16 protein-coding genes and 1 other annotated feature are annotated in these 19,234 nt (G+C 45.8%); of the genes, 12 read left to right on the forward strand and 4 right to left on the reverse strand.

The features are described 5' to 3' along the window. The 3 genes from mmsB to IGJ12_RS02150 all read left to right on the forward strand — a co-directional run bounded on the left by mmsB (position 1) and on the right by IGJ12_RS02150 (position 3,285). Entirely contained in the window at positions 1–1,197 is a 1,197-nt protein-coding gene (gene mmsB / locus IGJ12_RS02140; RefSeq protein WP_005227258.1) for a multiple monosaccharide ABC transporter permease, read from the forward strand. Between the two features lie 12 nt (positions 1,198–1,209). Next, complete coding sequence (locus IGJ12_RS02145; RefSeq protein ID WP_086299035.1) at positions 1,210–1,545, forward strand: PTS sugar transporter subunit IIB; 336 nt, start codon at positions 1,210–1,212, stop codon at positions 1,543–1,545. Positions 1,546–1,764: 219 nt separating this feature from the next. After that, the gene (locus IGJ12_RS02150; protein ID WP_430619293.1) at positions 1,765–3,285 is read left to right on the forward strand and encodes an alpha-L-fucosidase; all 1,521 of its coding nucleotides are present in this window, start codon (positions 1,765–1,767) and stop codon (positions 3,283–3,285) included. A gap of 129 nt (positions 3,286–3,414) precedes the next feature. On the opposite strand, the gene IGJ12_RS02155 is transcribed toward IGJ12_RS02150, so the two are convergent. From IGJ12_RS02155 to IGJ12_RS02165, 3 genes are all read right to left on the reverse strand, one after another. Further along, a complete protein-coding gene (locus IGJ12_RS02155) occupies positions 3,415–4,524 on the reverse strand; it encodes an ABC transporter ATP-binding protein (protein ID WP_008376142.1) in 1,110 nt (369 codons plus the stop codon). 107 nt (positions 4,525–4,631) lie between these two features. Then, positions 4,632–5,336 (reverse strand): helix-turn-helix domain-containing protein, encoded by a 705-nt coding sequence (locus tag IGJ12_RS02160; RefSeq protein ID WP_400451259.1) that lies wholly within the window; start codon positions 5,334–5,336, stop codon positions 4,632–4,634. Between the two features lie 329 nt (positions 5,337–5,665). Beyond that, a complete protein-coding gene (locus tag IGJ12_RS02165) occupies positions 5,666–6,505 on the reverse strand; it encodes an SHOCT domain-containing protein (protein ID WP_061053689.1) in 840 nt (279 codons plus the stop codon). Positions 6,506–6,670: 165 nt separating this feature from the next. Here IGJ12_RS02165 and IGJ12_RS02170 point away from each other — a divergent pair, with 165 nt between their 5' ends. The 5 genes from IGJ12_RS02170 to IGJ12_RS02190 all read left to right on the forward strand — a co-directional run bounded on the left by IGJ12_RS02170 (position 6,671) and on the right by IGJ12_RS02190 (position 14,099). Further along, a complete protein-coding gene (locus IGJ12_RS02170) occupies positions 6,671–7,777 on the forward strand; it encodes a GntR family transcriptional regulator (RefSeq protein ID WP_400451260.1) in 1,107 nt (368 codons plus the stop codon). Positions 7,778–7,781: 4 nt separating this feature from the next. Next, on the forward strand, positions 7,782–9,377 hold the full coding sequence (locus IGJ12_RS02175) for a xylulokinase (protein WP_016619664.1): 1,596 nt from the start codon (positions 7,782–7,784) through the stop codon (positions 9,375–9,377). 19 nt (positions 9,378–9,396) lie between these two features. Beyond that, positions 9,397–10,092, forward strand: coding sequence for an L-ribulose-5-phosphate 4-epimerase (locus IGJ12_RS02180; protein ID WP_315041038.1), 696 nt, complete (start codon positions 9,397–9,399; stop codon positions 10,090–10,092). A gap of 19 nt (positions 10,093–10,111) precedes the next feature. Continuing rightward, positions 10,112–11,536, forward strand: coding sequence for an L-arabinose isomerase (araA, locus tag IGJ12_RS02185; RefSeq protein ID WP_008376130.1), 1,425 nt, complete (start codon positions 10,112–10,114; stop codon positions 11,534–11,536). 196 nt (positions 11,537–11,732) lie between these two features. Continuing rightward, positions 11,733–14,099: a phosphoketolase family protein gene (locus IGJ12_RS02190; RefSeq protein ID WP_008376128.1), complete on the forward strand. Its 2,367-nt coding sequence runs from the start codon at positions 11,733–11,735 to the stop codon at positions 14,097–14,099. A gap of 119 nt (positions 14,100–14,218) precedes the next feature. Here IGJ12_RS02190 and IGJ12_RS02195 read toward each other — a convergent pair whose 3' ends face one another. Next, entirely contained in the window at positions 14,219–15,139 is a 921-nt protein-coding gene (locus tag IGJ12_RS02195; protein WP_005227268.1) for a LysR family transcriptional regulator, read from the reverse strand. 126 nt (positions 15,140–15,265) lie between these two features. Here IGJ12_RS02195 and IGJ12_RS02200 point away from each other — a divergent pair, with 126 nt between their 5' ends. From IGJ12_RS02200 to IGJ12_RS02215, 4 genes are all read left to right on the forward strand, one after another. After that, positions 15,266–16,420, forward strand: coding sequence for a cobalamin-independent methionine synthase II family protein (locus tag IGJ12_RS02200; protein WP_176273453.1), 1,155 nt, complete (start codon positions 15,266–15,268; stop codon positions 16,418–16,420). Between the two features lie 126 nt (positions 16,421–16,546). Continuing rightward, positions 16,547–16,781: a binding site (T-box leader), on the forward strand. A gap of 308 nt (positions 16,782–17,089) precedes the next feature. Continuing rightward, positions 17,090–17,734, forward strand: coding sequence for an amino acid ABC transporter permease (locus IGJ12_RS02205; RefSeq protein ID WP_010748717.1), 645 nt, complete (start codon positions 17,090–17,092; stop codon positions 17,732–17,734). A gap of 12 nt (positions 17,735–17,746) precedes the next feature. After that, a complete protein-coding gene (locus tag IGJ12_RS02210) occupies positions 17,747–18,379 on the forward strand; it encodes an amino acid ABC transporter ATP-binding protein (protein WP_005227272.1) in 633 nt (210 codons plus the stop codon). A 13-nt stretch (positions 18,380–18,392) separates the two neighbouring features. Beyond that, entirely contained in the window at positions 18,393–19,196 is an 804-nt protein-coding gene (locus tag IGJ12_RS02215; RefSeq protein ID WP_005232224.1) for an amino acid ABC transporter substrate-binding protein, read from the forward strand. The last annotated feature ends 38 nt before the right edge of the window (positions 19,197–19,234 follow it).

Raw genomic sequence — 19,234 nt, forward strand, 5'->3', positions numbered from 1 at the left:
ATGGAAACAACCAATAAATTAAAAAAAGAACGCAGCCATTCGCTGAAAGAAAAGGCACTGGAAATCTTTAGCAAATACAGTATGATCATTATCTTAGCAGTATTATTGGTGGCCTTTCAGCTCATGACCGACGGAATTTTCTGGCGGCCGCTGAATATCACCAACCTCGTGTTGCAAAACAGTCATATTCTCGTTTTAGCAGCCGGTATGCTTTTGGTCGTCTTGTTAGGACATGTCGATCTATCCGTAGGCTCCGTGATGGCGTTTGTCGGTGCGATTGCAGGCGTCTTGATGGTCAATAACGGCATCAGTCCTTGGCTGGCAGTGCCTCTTTGCTTACTGATGGGCGCAGTGATCGGTGCCTGGCAAGGCTTCTGGGTCGCGTATGTCGGTATCCCAGCATTTATCGTGACCTTGTCTGGTTTACTAATGTTTCGAGGATTGACCCAAGTCGTCTTAGGCGGTCAATCATTGGCACCGTTTCCCAAGGCATTCCAACAAATTTCCACCGGCTATTTGCCAGATATTGCAGGCGGTCAGATCCATTTACTTTCCATGATTTTAGGTGTAGTGATCACGGGCATCCTGATTTTAGGCCAATGGCGGACCCGTGAGCGCCGCAAAAAAAATCTTTTTGAAGTGGAATCAATGGCAGCCTTTGCCTTTAAAGCCGTCTTTACTGCGGTTGTTTTTCTCGGTGCTACCTACATCTTTGCCTCTTATCAAGGGTATCCGATCATTTTGATCGTCTTAGGGGTGATCGTGGCTGCCTATGGCTTTTTGACTAACAAAACCGTCGCTGGTCGTCAAATCTATGCAACCGGCGGCAACAAAAAAGCAGCCGAACTTTCTGGGATCAAGACGAAGAAAATCACCTTCTGGGTCTTCGTGAACATGGGGATGATGGCAGCTTTGGCGGGCTTGGTTTTAGCCGCTCGGTTGAATGCAGCCACACCGCAAGCGGGAACGTCAATGGAATTAGATGCAATGGCCGCAGTTTATTTCGGCGGTGCTTCCACCTCAGGCGGTATTGGTACCGTGATGGGGGCGATCGTTGGTGGTCTCGTGATGGGTGTCTTAAACAATGGGATGTCGATCTTAGGAGTCGGTGTCGATTGGCAGCAAGCCATCAAAGGGTTGATTTTGCTGCTGGCTGTCGTGTTGGATATCTACAATAAGAAAAAGAAAATTTCGTAGGAGGGCCTGTTTATGGAGGACCAAGCACAAAAGACGATTTTATTGATTTGTACCGCCGGCATCACTACGGGACTCTTAGTAAAAAATATGCAGCGGGCCGCAGATGAAAAAGGGCTAGCTGTGCATATCTATTCGGCACCAGCCATCATTGCTGAACAGATCCTGCAGCAACAAACAGTCGATGCCTTGCTGATCGGTCCGCAGTCGAAGTACGAAGTCAATCGATTAAAAGACTTTCTCATGGTCAAAGCGGTGCCATATAAATTAATCAAAGAAACAGATTACGAGCTGTTAGATGGCGAAGCTGTCCTTGCAGACAGCCTCACCCTCTTACAAAACGATCGCTAGGCTCAAAAAAGAGCTATGTGTTTCAGCGTTTGAATATGTTGTTTAGAGTAGTGCCTTGCGAATCCCCCAAGCAAGCACTACTCTTTTTATCGTAAAGTAGTTTGATCACCTGATAGGGAAGACCCGTCGATTGAATGGTGCTTCAGTCAGTTCCTGTACTTCGTTTGCCAGTGAGCGTACAGATGACGGAAGTACAGTAAAGGCGTTGGATCTTTTCCAATGAGGAAACAGTCAAGAATCGATCTTGTATCTGTTTCCTTAAAGCAGCAAACAACTCATAGAATGGAGGAACAGATTATCGAACCAGCAGAACTTACTCAGATTCGCCCCAGTAAACGACAACTACAGTGGCAGCAGTTGGAATTTTATGGCTTTATCCACTTTGGTCTCAATACGATGACCAATCGTGAATGGGGGCTCGGCAATGAGTCGCCAACGGTATTTGACCCGCAAAAGCTAGACTGTCATCAATGGGTTTCCACAATGAAGCAAAGCGGTATGCAGGGAATCATTTTGACCTGTAAACACCATGACGGCTTTTGCTTATGGCCAAGCCAGCACACTGCTTACACAGTCGCTTCAACGCCCTGGCGCAATGGTCAAGGTGATTTAGTGAAAGAACTTTCTGATGCTTGCCGTCAAGCAGACCTGAAATTCGGCATTTATTTATCGCCTTGGGATCAGCATGAAGCTTGTTATGGAATGGGGCAAGCCTATGATGATTTTTATACGGCGCAGTTGACAGAACTTTTAACCAATTATGGTGATATATTCGAAATATGGTTAGATGGGGCCAATGGTGAAGGACCCAATGGAAAACGCCAAAACTATGATTGGGAACGGTATTATCAAGTGATTCGTGAGCTGCAACCCAATGCAGTGATTGCGGTTTGCGGACCGGATGTCCGTTGGGTAGGAAACGAAGCGGGGCAAACCAGACTTCAAGAATGGAGTGTGGTGCCAGCAGCATTAAAGGATGCTGAAAAAACAGCGAGTCATTCGCAAAAAGCCGATAGCACAGCGTTTCGGCAATCGATTTCCAGTATGGAAATGGATTTAGGAAGCCGACAAGCGCTGAAAAAGTATGGCATTAAAGAAGCTGCCGAATTGGCTTGGTACCCTGCTGAGGTCAACTTATCGATTCGCCCCGGCTGGTTTTATCATCCATCAGAAGACCAACAAGTAAAAAGCGGCGCTGAGCTCTGGTCTTTTTACAAGCAGATCGTTGGGGGCAATAGTTCTTTTCTATTTAATGTGCCGCCGATGCCGGATGGTATGATCCATCCAACGGATCAAAAGGCATTGCAGCAATTAGGTCACTCGATTAAACAATTGAAAGAGGTGACGACTGAAAGGAACGGCACGTTTGCGAGCTCTTCAACCAGTGTGTCCAGCAGAATGGATAAGCTCCAACTATCTCAAGCGTTTGGCCAGTATTGGAAACCGGACTTGGAAGACAAACGGCCATGGCTGACCCTACATTTTGCAGAACCGGTCGTCATCAATTCACTTGTATTGAAGGAAGCGATTCAATATGGGCAACGGGTAGAAAAAGCAAAAATTTTTCTGCAAACTGTAGCAGGACCACAGTTACTGACCGAAATAGTGACGATCGGCTATCAAAAAATCATCAGCTTTGAAGCGGTCGGCGTGTCTGCTGTCAAAATCGTTTTTACTCAAGTTCGGCAAACACCGATCATTCAAACCATGGCCGCGCGCTATGTGCCTCAGGAAGAATAAAATAACCCAAAAACAGACAGTCGGCTGACTGTCTGTTTTTGAGGGATACAAATAAGGAATAAAAGTGGATATTAGTTAAATGCGACTGCCTAGGGGGCAAATCCGAGAACAGTGCATGGTAACTACAAATTAAGGAAGTGTGATGACATTTTCTGAATCTTTGTCGAAGAAATGCGCTTTGTTGATGTTGAAAGCTAAATCAACTGTTTCACCTGGACGGTGGAAGTCGCGGGCATCAACTTTCGAGATAAATTCAGTCGCACCTACACGTGTATAAAGCATTGTTTCTGCACCTAATAGTTCAGATACGACCACTTCAGCACGTACAGTTGCTTCAGGAGAAGCTTCCAATGCGATTTGTTCACTGTGGATATCTTCTGGACGAATACCAAAGACTAATTGTTTGCCTTCGTAGCCTTTTTCCACAAGAATCTTATTCTTGCCTTCAGGAATACGTAAATTCAAGCTTTGACCATCAGAGATCATACCGTTATTCAACGTAACATTGAAGAAGTTCATTGCTGGTGAACCGATAAAGCCGGCAACGAAAATATTTTTCGGCGTGTTGTAGACTTCTTTTGGTGAACCGATTTGTTGAATGAAACCATCTTTCATGATAACGATCCGGTCAGCCATGGTCATCGCTTCTGTTTGGTCATGGGTTACATAGATCGTCGTTGTTTCTAAACGTTGGTGTAATTTTGCGATTTCCGCACGCATGGCAACCCGCAATTTCGCATCTAAGTTTGACAACGGCTCATCCATCAAGAAGACTTTGGCATCACGAACGATGGCACGGCCTAAGGCAACCCGTTGACGCTGACCACCTGAAAGGGCAGCAGGTTTACGATCTAAGTATTCTGTCAAACCTAAGATCTCAGCGGCATTTTCTACGCGTTTTTTGATTTCTTCTTTGTCGTATTTACGCAATTTCAAACCAAATGCCATGTTGTTGAAAACAGTCATATGGGGATACAATGCGTAGTTCTGGAAAACCATCGCGATGTCGCGGTCTTTTGGTGCTACATCGTTCATTACTTTTCCACCGATGCTCAATTCGCCTTCAGAAATATCTTCTAAACCAGCGATCATTCGAAGGGTTGTTGATTTTCCGCAACCAGAAGGTCCAACGAAAACGATAAATTCGCGATCCGCGATATCTAAATTAAAATCAGTTACCGAATACGCATCATTATTGTCATATTTTTTGTGGATATTTTTTAAGGCCATTTCTACCATTGGGATTACCTCTTTCCATTTAGTTTACATGAATAGCATAAATGAAAACGCTTCGAATGCGCAACGGAAACCTGCACAAGAAAAAAACGTTTTCTTGTGCAGGTTGTTTAATTGCTCTGATGGGTGAATTGGTCGATCAGTAAATAGCAAAGCAGCAGATCATCCATATTTTTTAAATTTAAACGTGTCAGTGTTTGAAACTTATCGATCTTATATAGGAGAGAATTCCGATGCATAAACAGTTCTTTGGCAGTGGAGCTCGCATTGCCTTGATTGCGCCACAGTGATTGAATGATCGTTTCGGTCTCTTCTTCAAACCAATCTAGATACAAGGTACGAAACAAGGAAATATACTCGGAAAAGCCATTGCGAAAAAGAGCGAAGACCACTTTGGGCAGATCCATACTTTTACTGGTAGTTTTCGTTTTTAACTCATTTTTAAACAGGGTAGATTCACTCGTCCATAAGGTAGTGAAGTCGTGGCGTGGGTGATGGAAGGGGCCAACGAACAGCTGGGAATAGCAGTCGAAATCCATATCCAAAGCCACGAATAAGCCGTCGAGATCTTCGATGGGTAAATTAGTGTCGTCTTGTTTTTCTACGATCACCGCATGGTGTTCGGTGAGGAAAAAAAGATCCACCACGCTAGGGAGCATTTGCTGGATCTCTGCGAGCCATTCGGATTGCAAGGAGTCAATGGTTCGGGTGAAATGAACTTGCAGCATTCGGACCCACGTTTGGTCTTGAACGGGCTGATGTTCAAATAAAATCGGATACCATGGATGGTTTCGGTTATCGATTTCTGGTTGCAAAGAGCCGTTTCCCAGTTGGATCAGCAGTTTTTCACTGTCACTTAATTGGTCAGTTGGCAGCCAAATATATTTTTTGCCGAAAGCGATGGATTCGATGTCCTTCGTTGTGGATACTTTGTCATGCAGCGTTGCCTGGGGGAAACGCGCTTTGATGTCATTAAAAGAAAAAATGAGAAAGACCTCCTTTGAGATACTCTACGTATTCTTCATTTAGTATAGCATGTTCTAAAAAAACCGTTCAAAATTTTCCCAGAAAAAAGCACAGCCCTTCACCGAAATCTCTGCCTTTGCATGGCAGGAGGACTGCTTTTTTCCCGAAGCGATGGCTTCTATAATCCTAACAGTTGTTTTTTCTTTAAGGCAAATTCTTCTTCAGTCAAAATTCCTTCATCGACCAACATTTTCAGTTCGCGAAGATCAGCAATGACCTGTTCCGTCGGGGTTACAGTTGGTCGCGGGGGCAGTATCGCATGCTTACGGGGGAAGTTAGTGAGATAGCGCTGTATGATCCGAGCAATCAGCAGGTCTTTTTCGGCAAAGCAAAGGGAGTGGTTTGGTTCCGTCCTTCTGCGAGAATGGGTTTCTCTGATTGCCCCGCCGCCAATATACAGTTCCAAGAAGCCATTGCCTTTCCAAAGACCAGATTCGGCAACTTCTTTCAGACTGACACTGGTGATCTGGGGAATCTGCAAAACCTGCTTTTCTTTCTTTTTGTAGTCGATGATCGTGAGGGTATCTTCTGCGATGATCCAAGCATCACGATAATGATAAGACAGTAATTTGATTTTACCAGCCTCTTCATCCACGTAACTTTTGGCTGATTGTCCGCCAAGTGCTGCCAAATGATCCGTTAAAAATTCATAGGCTTTTTGGGCATCGATTCGATTGGTGAAATAAAGCAGATGAGAATTACCTGGTACCTGCAGTCGGAGGTAGTCCACTAAGAGACCTTTGCCTATATGTAATTCCACATCGGCAATTTTTGCCATGGGAATCTTTTCATCTGGGATTTTTGGATGGGTATGGTTTATCAAAACACCTTTACTGGTAATAAACCAGCGACAACTAGCCTCGTGTTTGCGATTCTCTCGATATTTTTTTGAATAAAGAATGATTGGCGCCTCACGATTTTCATTCATATTTCTCGTCAAAGTGTTTGCCTCCTTCATAGAAATAACTAACTATTTATTCAATTATACAACAAATCTAATCTTATTTATTTTTATTATGAGTAAAATCTAGGTGAATGATCGTTTGGAATTTTTTCTCTATTACTTTTTCAGAAAAATTAGTATAGCAGCAATTGACAAGGAAGCGGTTTCTTGGTATTTTAGATGTACGGACAACTTTTGAAAGCTGGGATGAAAATGGCGAATAAGTACGAACAACTAGCGGATATCTTAAGAGAAAAGATCCGCTTAGGCACCTATCAAGAAGGCGATGCGATCCCTTCAGAAGCAACCTTACAGGAAGAATTTCATTATAGCCGCCACACGGTGCGCCAAGCGATCGCTGTTTTGGTCAATGAAGGTTATTTAAGAAAAGAACGGGGCTCAGGTACCTACGTTTCAAAACCTGAGACTGTCAATCATAAAAACCGCAAAACGATTGGGATCATCATGACCTATTTGTCTGATTATATTTTCCCATCGATCATGCGTGGCGTGGAGCAGACATTGCGGGAGCAAGGCTACTCACTGCTTTTAGGCTCAACCAACAATGACCATGAGCAAGAAAGAGCGTGCTTGCAGCAAATGATGGATCAAGGGGTAGACGGGTTGATCGTTGAACCAACGAAGAGCAGCCAGTACAACCCGAATCTTGCCTATTATGTCGCCCTCCAAGAAGCTGGGATTCCTCTCGTCATGATCAATGCCTATTACGAAGAACTAGACTTGCCGCATATTTGTGTCAACGATACACGTTCTGGTTTTTTAGCAACCAATTATCTATTAGAACAACAGCATCAGCAGTTGATGATGATCACGAAAATCGATGACTTACAAGGGAAATATCGGATGAAAGGGTTTGTCAAAGCGTTGACCCAAGCCAAGCGGACGTTTGCAGCAGAAGACGTCTTGACGTATACGACGGAGACGAAAGAAGCCGTTATTGAACAAGCGATCCAGCGCTTGACGGCTGCCGATAATCAAGTCACAGGCATCGTTTGTTACAACGATGAGATCGCGCATCGTTTGATTCAAGCATTGACGGCTGCTGGGAAGAACGTTCCTACTGATTTTTCGATCGTAGGAAACGATGACTCGCCCCTTAGCACCTTGTCCACACCGACGATCACCACACTGACTCACCCGAAAGAAGCGATGGGGGAATTGGCAGCACAATGGATCACTACAGGTAAGGCAACAGAAGCACAACACTTTTATTTTGAACCAGAGCTGATCGTTCGCGGTTCAGTCAATAACCAAAAAGGAGAGTAAGAAGATGACGCAACAAGTAAGGCAAGCAATTATTGACGGGCGCACGTCTCTTGGGATCGAGCTAGGCTCGACACGGATCAAAGCTGTCTTGATCGATGAGCGGTTTCAGACGATCGCTTCTGGCAGCTTTGAATGGGAAAATCAATTGGAGCAAGGGATTTGGACCTACTCGCTAGAAGCGATTTGGCAAGGACTGCAAGCCAGCTACCAAGAGTTGGCGCACAATATCCAGCAGCAATTCGAGGTACCTTTGACGACGATCGGCAGTATCGGTTTTTCTGCAATGATGCACGGCTATATGGCCTTTGATCAGCAAGGCACGCTGTTGGTCCCTTTTCGGACATGGCGCAATGCAATCACGGAAGAAGCAGAAAAAGCTTTGACAGCATTGTTCCAATACAACATCCCGCAGCGTTGGAGTATCGCGCACTTGTATCAAGCGATTTTGAATCAAGAAGCTCACGTACCAGAGGTCGCTTTTTTCACTACCTTAGCCGGCTATGTCCATTGGCAGCTGACAGGGGAAAAAGTTATCGGAATCGGTGATGCATCTGGGATGTTCCCAATCGATAGTACGACAAAAAACTATGACGCGAATATGCTGCAGCAATTTGATGCGCAAATCAGCAGTCAGGGGTATCCTTGGCAGATCAAAGACCTTTTGCCACAAGTGTTGACAGCAGGCGAACCAGCCGGCACATTGACGGCAGAAGGCGCAAAAAAACTCGACCCAACCGGTACCTTGCAAGCCGGCATCCCGTTATGTCCGCCAGAAGGCGATGCGGGCACTGGCATGGTTGCCACGAATAGTGTGGCACAGCGAAGCGGGAATGTTTCAGCCGGGACGTCGGCTTTTGCCATGATCGTCTTAGAAGAACCCTTAACGCAAGTGTATCCAGAGATCGATTTGGTCACGACGCCTTCTGGTGATTTGGTGGGGATGGTCCATACGAATAACTGTACCTCGGAGATCAATGCCTGGGTCAAACTTTTCCGCGAATTTGCCGACGCAGCTGGAATGAAACTTTCCACGGAAGAATTGTTTGCGACCTTGTTCAACGAAGCATTGAAAGGGGATTCAGAATGTGGCGGGATGCTTTCTTATGGCTATTATTCTGGTGAAAATATCACTAAGATCCCTGAAGGACGGCCGCTTTTCGTCCGATCGCCAGAGAGTTCTTTTACTTTAGCAAATTTCATGCGCTTACATCTGTTTAGTGCCTTTGGTGCGATGAAGATCGGGATGAAGATTCTGGAAGCCGAAGACGTCGCCATTGATCGAATCGTTGGTCACGGGGGGATCTTCAAGACGCCAGAAGTTGCCCAACGTGTCTTGGCAGCTGTCATGGAAGCCCCAGTCACGGTCATGGAAACGGCTGGTGAAGGCGGCGCCTGGGGGATCGCCCTTTTAGCAGCATACCTTCGCCGTCACACGCCAGAACAATCCTTGGCCGCATTTTTAGCAGATCAAGTATTTAAAAATGACCACGGCGTGACGTTAGCCCCGACAGAAGCCGACATTCAGGGGTTCACCGTCTTTACTCAACGTTACCAAGCAGGGTTGCCGATCGAGCAAGCGGCAATCGATGCGTTGATTTAAAAAGAAAGAAGGGAATTTTGTGTTAGAAGGATTAAAAGAAGAAGTCTTTCAGGCCAATTTGGCATTGCCGAAGCAAGGATTGATCAAATACACCTGGGGCAATGTGTCAGCAGTGGATCGCCAACAGCAGTTGTTTGTCATCAAACCTAGCGGTGTTGACTATGAAACCATGCAAGCCAGTGATATGGTGGTTTGTGATTTTGAGGGCAACGTAGTGGAAGGAGCGAAAAATCCTTCCTCCGATACGCCAACGCATGCCGTTTTATACAAAGCATTTCCAGAAATTGGTGGGATCGTCCATACCCATTCTACTTGGGCGACGAGCTGGGCTCAGGCAGGACTCGATCTGCCAGCGATGGGCACGACCCATGCCGATACGTTTTATGGAGCAGTCCCCTGTGCCCGCTTTTTGACGCAAGCCGAAATCGATGAAGGCTATGAAGCACAAACAGGACAGGTGATCGTCGAAACCTTTAAGGAACGCGGCATCACGCCAGAAGAAATTCCTGGTGTCTTGCTTCACGGTCATGGACCGTTTACCTGGGGCAAAACGGCGGATGCGGCGGTGATGAACGCAGTTGTCTTAGAAGAAGTCGCTAAGATGAATTTTATCACGCACCAGCTCAACAGTTACGCACCCGAATTGCCGCAGCGGGTCTTAGACAAACATTATTTACGCAAACATGGAGAAAATGCCTATTACGGGCAAAAATAACGAAAAAGGAGCAAGTAGAATGTTAGAAATCGGGAAAAAAGAATTTTGGTTCGTCGTAGGATCACAGCACTTATATGGAGAAGAAGCATTACAAGAAGTACGGGATCATGCAGAAGAAATGGTCAAAAGCTTAAATGACAGCTCAAAGCTGCCTTATCCAGTTGTTTTACAAGAACTCGCTGTTACTGCCGATACGATTACGAAAATCATGAAAGAAGTCAACTATCGGGATGAAGTCGCTGGGGTGATCACCTGGATGCACACCTTCTCACCTGCAAAAATGTGGATTCGCGGCACGAAATTATTACAAAAACCATTGCTGCACCTTGCCACTCAATATAATGAACAAATTCCATGGGAAACCATCGATATGGACTTTATGAACTTGAACCAAGCGGCTCATGGTGACCGAGAATACGGATTTATCAATGCCCGTTTGAAAAAGCAAAACAAAATCGTTGTCGGTTATTGGAAAAATGAAGCCATCCAAAAAGAAATTGCTGCTTGGATGGACGTGGCAGTCGGCTACAATGAAAGCTTCCAAATTAAAGTCGCTCGTTTTGGCGACAACATGCGTAACGTTGGGGTGACGGAAGGCGACAAAGTCGAAGCACAGATCCAATTTGGTTGGACCGTTGATTATTTTGGGATCGGCGATTTGGTACAAGTTGTCGATGCGGTGACTGACGAAGAAATCGATGCACTCTTTGAAGGATACAGCCAGCTGTATGATTTCGATTATGGCGATTACGACAAAGAAGAGTGGGCACGTCATGTCAAAGCACAAGCCAAACAAGAAATCGGTCTGCGCCGCTTCCTTGAAGCAGGCGGCTATACGGCATTCACCACGAACTTTGAAGACTTGTATGGTATGCAGCAGTTGCCTGGTTTAGCTGTACAACGCTTGATGGCAGAAGGCTATGGGTTTGCCGGTGAAGGGGACTGGAAAACAGCCGCTATTGACCGTTTGATGAAAATCATGGCTCACAATAAAGCGACTGGCTTTATGGAAGACTACACCTATGAGCTGACACCAGGAAAAGAAGCCATCTTGCAATCCCACATGATGGAAGTCGATCCGGTATTAGCAGCCAGCAAACCAAAAATTGTGGTTTCGCCATTGTCGATGGGGGATCGTGAAGACCCAGCCCGGCTCGTGTTTGACGGCCAAGGCGGCGAAGGTGTCGTGGTTTCGATGGCCGACTTTGGCACTCACTACAAATTATTGATCAATGAAGTCGATGCCTTTGAGCCAACTGAAGAAGCACCAAAACTACCGGTTGCACGAGTAATGTGGACGCCAAAACCAAACTTCCACGATGGCGTCAAACAGTGGATCGAAACAGGCGGTGGCCATCACACCGTTGTCTCACTTGTCCTAAATTCTGATCAGATCGAAACATGGGCGAAACTTGTAGGATTGGAATACGTAACGATCAAATAAGTACCCAATCACAAAAGGAACCGTTGGCGATGCCGGCGGTTTCTTTGCGTTTTTATTAAGCTTTCTTGCCTTCTGGCTGTAAAGTGCGGGCAAGCAAACCCTTGAAAGCACCAGCAATCAGCAAAATTGACTTTTAAATATAGGGGGCATAGACTTTTATGTAAGAGTGGAACAATGGACTAAAAGGAGGAGCACAATGAAGACAACCTACGATACACCAGAGTATTATCAGAAAATGAACGCTTGGTGGCGAGCAGCCAACTACCTTTCCGTTGGTCAGATCTATTTGAAAGACAATCCCTTATTGCGCCGCCCCATCGAAGAAAAAGATTTAAAAGTGAATCCAATTGGTCACTGGGGAACGATCGCAGGACAAAATTTTATTTACACCCATCTCAATCGCGTCATCAATAAGTACGACTTAAACATGTTTTATATCGAAGGACCAGGCCATGGCGGACAAGTCATGGTTGCGAATGCTTATTTAGACGGCAGCTACAGCGAGATCTATCCAAAAGCCACCCAAGACGAAGTAGGGATGAAACATCTATTCAAAACCTTCTCTTTCCCAGGTGGGATCGCTTCTCATGCGGCACCTGAAACGCCAGGTTCGATCCATGAAGGCGGCGAGCTAGGCTATTCCATCGCCCACGCTACCGGAGCTATTTTAGACAATCCCGATGTCATTGCAGCAGTAGTGGTCGGTGATGGTGAAGCCGAAACCGGACCATTAGCGGGCAGCTGGTTTTCAAATACCTTTATCAACCCAGTCAATGATGGCGCAATTTTGCCTATCTTGCATTTGAATGGCGCCAAGATTGCCAATCCAACGATTTTGGCTCGTAAAAGTGACCAAGATCTCACGAAATATTTTGAAGGCATGGGTTGGACCCCTTATTTCGTAGAAGGGGACGATCCAGAAGCCGTTCATCCGCAATTGGCTCAGAAGATGGATCAAGCCATCGAACAGATCCACGCGATCCAAGCAGAAGCCCGCAAAGGTTCTGCGGAAGAAGCCGCTATGCCTCATTGGCCTGTTTTAATCGTTCGCACACCAAAAGGGTGGACTGGACCGAAAGTCTGGGATGGCGAGCCGATTGAAGGGGGCTTCCGTGCCCACCAAGTGCCGATCCCTGTCAATGCGAAACATATGGAACACGTGGATGCTTTGACGGATTGGCTGCAGTCTTATCGTCCAGAAGAGCTTTTTGACGAAAACGGCCGCATCAACGCTGAGATTCAAGAATTGGCGCCAAAAGGGGAGCAACGGATGGCTGTCAACCCAATCACCAACGGGGGGATCGATCCGCAACCGCTACGCTTGCCAGATTGGCAAGCACATGCCATTGCGATTGAGACACCAGGGGAAACGACGGCCCAAGATATGATGGTCTTTGGGAAATTTGCCCGTGACATCATCAAAGAAAATCCTGACAACTTCCGCATTTTTGGCCCAGATGAAGCCAAATCCAATCGGTTGAACCATGTGTTCGAAGTCACGGACCGCCAATGGTTGGAGCCAAAACATCCTGATTATGATGAATGGCTGTCTTCAGTGGGCCGTGTGATTGATTCACAATTATCAGAACATCAAGCAGAAGGCTTCTTGGAAGGCTATGTGCTGACGGGGCGTCATGGCTTCTTTGCCAGCTACGAGTCATTCCTAAGAGTCGTTGATTCTATGATCACGCAGCACTTCAAATGGTTACGAAAAGCCCATGATCTTGACTGGCGCAACCCGTACCCCTCATTGAATTTGATCGCTTCATCAACGGTCTTCCAACAAGACCATAATGGGTACACCCACCAAGATCCAGGGATCATGACCCATATTGCAGAGAAAAAAGCCGACTTTGTGCGGGTCTACTTGCCAGCCGATGCCAATAGCTTGATGGCTGTCATGGCAGAAACGCTCGCTTCTGAAGAAAAGATCAATCTAGTGGTCTCTTCGAAACACCCACGTCCGCAGTTTTATTCGGCGGATGAAGCGAAAGTGCTTGTCAAAGATGGCTTGAAAGTCATCGACTGGGCATCGACAGATGAAGGACAAGAACCGGACATCGTGATCGCAGCTGCCGGGACGGAACCGAATTTGGAAGCATTAGCTGCTGTTTCCTTGCTGATTGAAGCCTTCCCAGAGTTGAAAGTCCGCTTCATCAATGTGGTCGATCTATTGAAATTGCGTCGTCCAGAAGTCGATCCTCGGGGGTTGAGCGATGAAGCATTCGAAGCCTACTTTACGAAAGACAAACCGATCGTGTTTGCTTTCCACGGGTATGAAGGACTGATTCGCGACATCTTCTTTGGCCGTCGCAACCAACAGCTTCATATTCATGGGTACCGAGAAAATGGCGACATCACGACACCGTTTGATATGCGGATCCTTTCTGAATTGGATCGCTTCCACTTAGCCAAAGACGCCGCCGAATGGGTCTATGGAGAAAAAGCAACGGACTTTGCCAAAAAAATGGCAGACACCGTTGCGTATCACCATGACTTTATTCGAGAAAACGGCTATGATATCGCCGAAGTCGAAGAGTGGGAATGGAAACCATTGCGTTGATTTTTTCTCCATAACACCAACGTAAGACAATTTAAGAACAAAATAAGTACAAAACGATCCGCAACAGGGTCGGGACGCCTTACCAAGGAAGCCCGACCGACTGTCTGCGGATCGTTTTTTTAAAAGACGTCGAAACCGTAATTTTTGATATGCTGTTTCAACAAGGCGAGATAGTCCAAAGCCATCTCACTCAGTTCCATTTTCTTGTGTTTGAGGTAACCTAGTGTCATCGCATCATCGACTTCCAAAGGAATCGCAACGATTTTTTCATCATTCAGCTCACTGCTGATGATCCCAGAGCTGATGGTATAGCCGTTGAGACCCACCATCAAATTGAAAATCGTGGCACGATCGCTGATGCGAATGTGTTTTTTGCGTTGTAAAGTGCTTAAGATCTCTTCAGAAAAGTAGAAGGAATTGGTTTCCCCTTGTTCGTACGACAAATAGGTATAAGGTTCCAAATCAGCTAATGTGATGCTTTTTTTCTGAGTCAGTGGATTTTCTCGGCCGATGAAGACGTGGGGTTTGGCTTCAAATAAAGGAATGAATTGCAGGTCTTTTTCGTGGATCAAACGGGTGAGGACCGTCGTGTTGAAATCATTCAGATAAATGACCCCCAATTCGCTCTTAAACGTCTGGATATCATCCAATACATTTTGTGTCTGGGTCTCCCGCAAGGTGAATTGAAATTCATCTTCCCCTAACTGTTTGACCAGTTCCACGAAGGCGTGGACGACGAAGGCATAGTGTTGTGCGGAAACACTGAAAACATGCTTGCGATGGCTGTCTTTGCGAAAGCGTTCGTCCAAGAGATTGACTTGGTCTAAAACATTTCGAGCATAATTGAGAAAGGAACGGCCATCATCGGTCAAGGTCACCCCTAATTTACTGCGGTAAAACAGCTGCAGATCATATTCTTTTTCCAACTCTTTCATGGCTTGAGAGAGGGAGGGCTGACTGATGAAAAGCTGTTTGGCGGCTTCATTGAAAGAGCCGGTCTCTACGATTTTTTCCAAATATTCAAGCTGCTGGATACGCATGGGAAGCAACCTCCTTTTTGTGTTATAGGTATTGCCTATGGAATATATAAGTTTATAAGTATTATCTATAGTATAAGATGTTTGCTAGAATAAATCTAACAATTTTGAAAACTTTGTATAGGAGGAATGGATATGGCAACAGACAAATTTCAGCTTGTGGGGTCATTGTTACGACCACAAGATTTATTGGACTACAAAAATCAAATCGAGCATCGGGAGGACATCCGCTACCCGTTTTATGATGCGTTTCCTGGCTACCAAGAAACGGAAGCAAAAGCGATCGCTGACATCATTGCAGCGCAAAAAGAACACGGCATTACAGTCATCACAGATGGCGAACATGGCCGCTCGATGTGGCACCTGGATTTTCTCTGGGGATTAAAAGGCGTTGAGCGCTATATCTCCGATCATGGGTATGCCTTTGAAGATTTGGACGGTGGACATTTTGAAACGCGTAAAGACATCGGCATCCGGATCACAGAACCATTATCTGGCAAAAACCATCATTATTTGACATTGTTTAAAGAAACCAAACGCCAAGCTGGCGACCTGCCAGTCAAAATCACCGTCTGGGGGGCTGCCCATGCGTTTACCGAGCTGACTGTCTTTAACGACCTCGTTGGTGAAGGTCAGGTATATCCAACGAAAGAAGCCTTGCGGGAAGGGCTGCTTAACGCCTACAAGGAATTCTTGCAGGAATACCGAGAAGCCGGTGGTGAGATCGTTCAGTTCGATGATTGTTTATGGGAACTATTTGCTGAAGACAATGACAAGAGCTTCTTCACCCAAGGCAATGACGGCTTAGAAGCGTTAGCCGATGAATTCGTGGCGATCAACAACGAAGTCGCTGATTACGCCCACGAATTAGGATTAAAAGTCTGGACCCACAATTGTCGCGGCAATTACCAAAGCCGCGCGGCAGCCAGTGGTACCTACAAAGCGATCGCCGAAAAATTCTTACGTGATCAGCATTATGACCGCTTTTTCCTAGAGTGGGATGATGACCGTGCCGGTGATATCTCGGCTTTAGAAGCGCTGAAAGATCGCCCAGAAGTGGAAGTTGTCTTAGGCTTATTATCCAGCAAAACCGCCACATTAGACGATGAAGAGCGAGTGATCGCCTTATTAGACAAAGCTAGTCAAATCATTCCTAAGGATCGGCTTTATCTTTCTCATCAATGCGGCTTTGCCTCTTGTGACTGCGGCAATGAGCTTTCGACTGAGCAGCAATGGGCAAAAATCAAGCAAGGGCAAGCCTTAGCTGAAGCATACTTCGGTTAAGCAGTTGCGTGTTCTTTACCCTGAATCTTCCCCTCGAAATCGGTGCATTCCACAAAGTTTCGAAAATTTCAGAAAAAATGTTTGACATTTTCTTTAAGAGCGAGTAAAGTAAGACACAACTTAATGAAACAGACATCGAAAAGAAGAGTAGCAAGGCTTGCTGTTTGAAGAGAGTCTCTGGTTGGTGCAAAGAGATAACGCATGGTTGTGAAACACATCTTGGAGTCGTTTTTCCGAAAGAAAAGTAGGAGAGACCGGGTTTGCCCGTTACAGCAGCAGTCATTGATTGATGACTTTCTGAGTTCAGTTGCTGTGAAGCACTGATAAACAAAGGTGGAACCGCGTTGATAACGTCCTTTAGCTGTAATGGCTAGGGGACGTTTTTTTTTCTCTTTTTTTGCGGCTCACCGAAAATCGAAAGTGGAAGGATCACAAGAACTGCACGAGGCCTTTTCCTGTGAAGGAAAGGCAAATTGAGGTGGAACCACGTATCTAGCGTCCTCTGGCAAATGCCAGTGTGCGCTTTTTTTGTTTTTCTTTTTTAGAAAAATGAAACTTGCCAGTTGCCCTCACCAGCCAACGCACAGCGCCACATAAGCGTCGGAGTAAGCCGTCGCTAAGCTGTTTTTCTGCCAAGCGAAATTGAAACCTATCAAGGAGGAAGTCACCATGTTTGAGTATTTAGTCAATGTTATGCCCCAACTAATTTCAGGAACCGGAATCACCGTTAAATTGTTCGCACTGACCTTAATCGGGTCCATTCCCTTAGGCATCTTGTTGGCCTTTGTTTTAGCCAGTCGCCTGCGTATTTTGAAATTGATCGTGCAAGTCTACGTTTGGTTGATGCGAGGAACGCCTTTATTGCTGCAGTTGATCTTTGTTTTCTACGGTCTGCCGATTTTAGGGATCGTCTTTGATCGCTTTGAAGCAGCCTTGATCGCCTTTATCATCAATTACGCTGCGTATTTTGCTGAGATTTTCCGTGGGGGGATCCAATCGATTCCAGCCGGACAATACGAAGCTGCGAAAGTCTTGCGTTTGTCCCCAATCCAAACGATCCAAAAAATCATCATCCCACAAGTCGTCAAGATCACCCTGCCATCTGTCGGCAATGAAGTCATCAATCTTGTCAAAGACACATCCCTCGTCTACATCTTGGGCTTGTCAGACGTGATGCGAATCGGAAAAATCGCCATGGAGCGAGACAGTACCTTGCTTCCGTTAGTTGGGGTCGGCTTGATCTACTTGGTGATGACGGGCGTCTTCACGTTATTGTTAAAACAAATCGAGACCAAACTGGACTATTACCGTTAGGAGGAACCACATATGTTAGAACTAAAACAAGTATCAAAATCATTTGGCGCCAAAAAAGTCATCGATCAGCTAGACCTGACGATCGAAGACGGCAGTATCTTAGCGGTGGTCGGTCCTTCCGGTGGCGGGAAAACCACCTTGCTTCGGACACTGGCTGGGTTAGAAACGATCGATTCTGGAAGCTTTTTACTGGATGGCAAAGCCTTTGATCCCACCGACACAAAAGAACAAGAACAAGTCGTCGGTGTCGTCTTCCAAGACTTCCAATTGTTTCCCCACTTGTCGGTTTTTGAAAACATCACTTTGGCACCAAAAATGGTGCTAAAACAAGACAAAGCCGCGTATACAGCAAAAGCCGAACAGTTGGCAGAAAAACTAGGGTTAAGTGACCTATTAGCCCAATACCCCTTCCAGTTGTCCGGGGGGCAGCGGCAACGGGTGGCTATCGCACGAGCGATGGCGATGAATCCCAAAGTGTTGGCCTATGACGAGCCTACCAGCGCCTTAGATCCAGGCTTGAGACAGCAAGTCGAACAGCTGATCTTGGATCTGAAAAAAGAAGGAGTGACCCAGATCGTGGTGACCCATGATTTGGTTTTTGCCGAAAATATCGGCGATCAATTATTAAAAGTAGCAGGAGAATAAGGGGGAGAACAAAATGAAAAAATTACTATTAACGGGAATCGCAGCAGCAAGTGTATTTTTATTAGGGGCGTGCGGCAGCAGCAATGACACCACAACCAGTGCCGCTGACAAAGAAGAAGTGATCGTCGGCTTAGACGATACCTTCGTACCGATGGGCTTTAAAGACGACCAAGGCAACATCGTTGGGTTTGATGTGGATTTAGCCACAGCGATTTTGGATCTAACAGGAACCAAAGTCAAATTTCAACCAATCGACTGGTCCATGAAAGAAACCGAACTAAGCAATGGCACCATCGATATGATCTGGAACGGGTATACCAAAACCGCAGCTCGTGAAGAAAAAGTATTGTTTACAGATACTTATATGGAAAATAAACAAGTCTTGGTCACAGCGAAATCAAGCGGCATTACTAGCTTCGATGATATGGAGGGCAAAGTCTTAGGTGCCCAAGAAGGTTCTTCTGGTTATGAGACCTTCAATAACCAACCGGAAGTTTTGAAGGATCTTGTAGACGGTAATGACGCAACCTTGTATGCCAGTTTTAATGAAGCCTTTATCGATCTAGAAAACGGTCGGATCGACGGTCTTTTGATCGACCGCGTCTACGCAGAATATTATTTGACTCAAACAGGCAAAACCGATGACTTCAACGAAATCGAAAGCCCTTTTGAAGCAGAAGATTTTGCTGTAGGTGTGCGTAAAGACGATCAAGCCATGGCAGATAAAATCAATGATGGTTTGAAAGAATTGCAAGACAATGGTACCTTTGCTGAAATCTCTGAAAAGTGGTTTGGCGAAGACGTCACACCAAACTAAAAAACAAGTCAACAAGAGGCACTGGCTGCTTAGCAGCT

This window comes from Enterococcus sp. DIV0802b (genome assembly GCF_050543535.1).
GTDB classification, from domain to species: domain Bacteria; phylum Bacillota; class Bacilli; order Lactobacillales; family Enterococcaceae; genus Enterococcus_D; species Enterococcus_D entomosocium.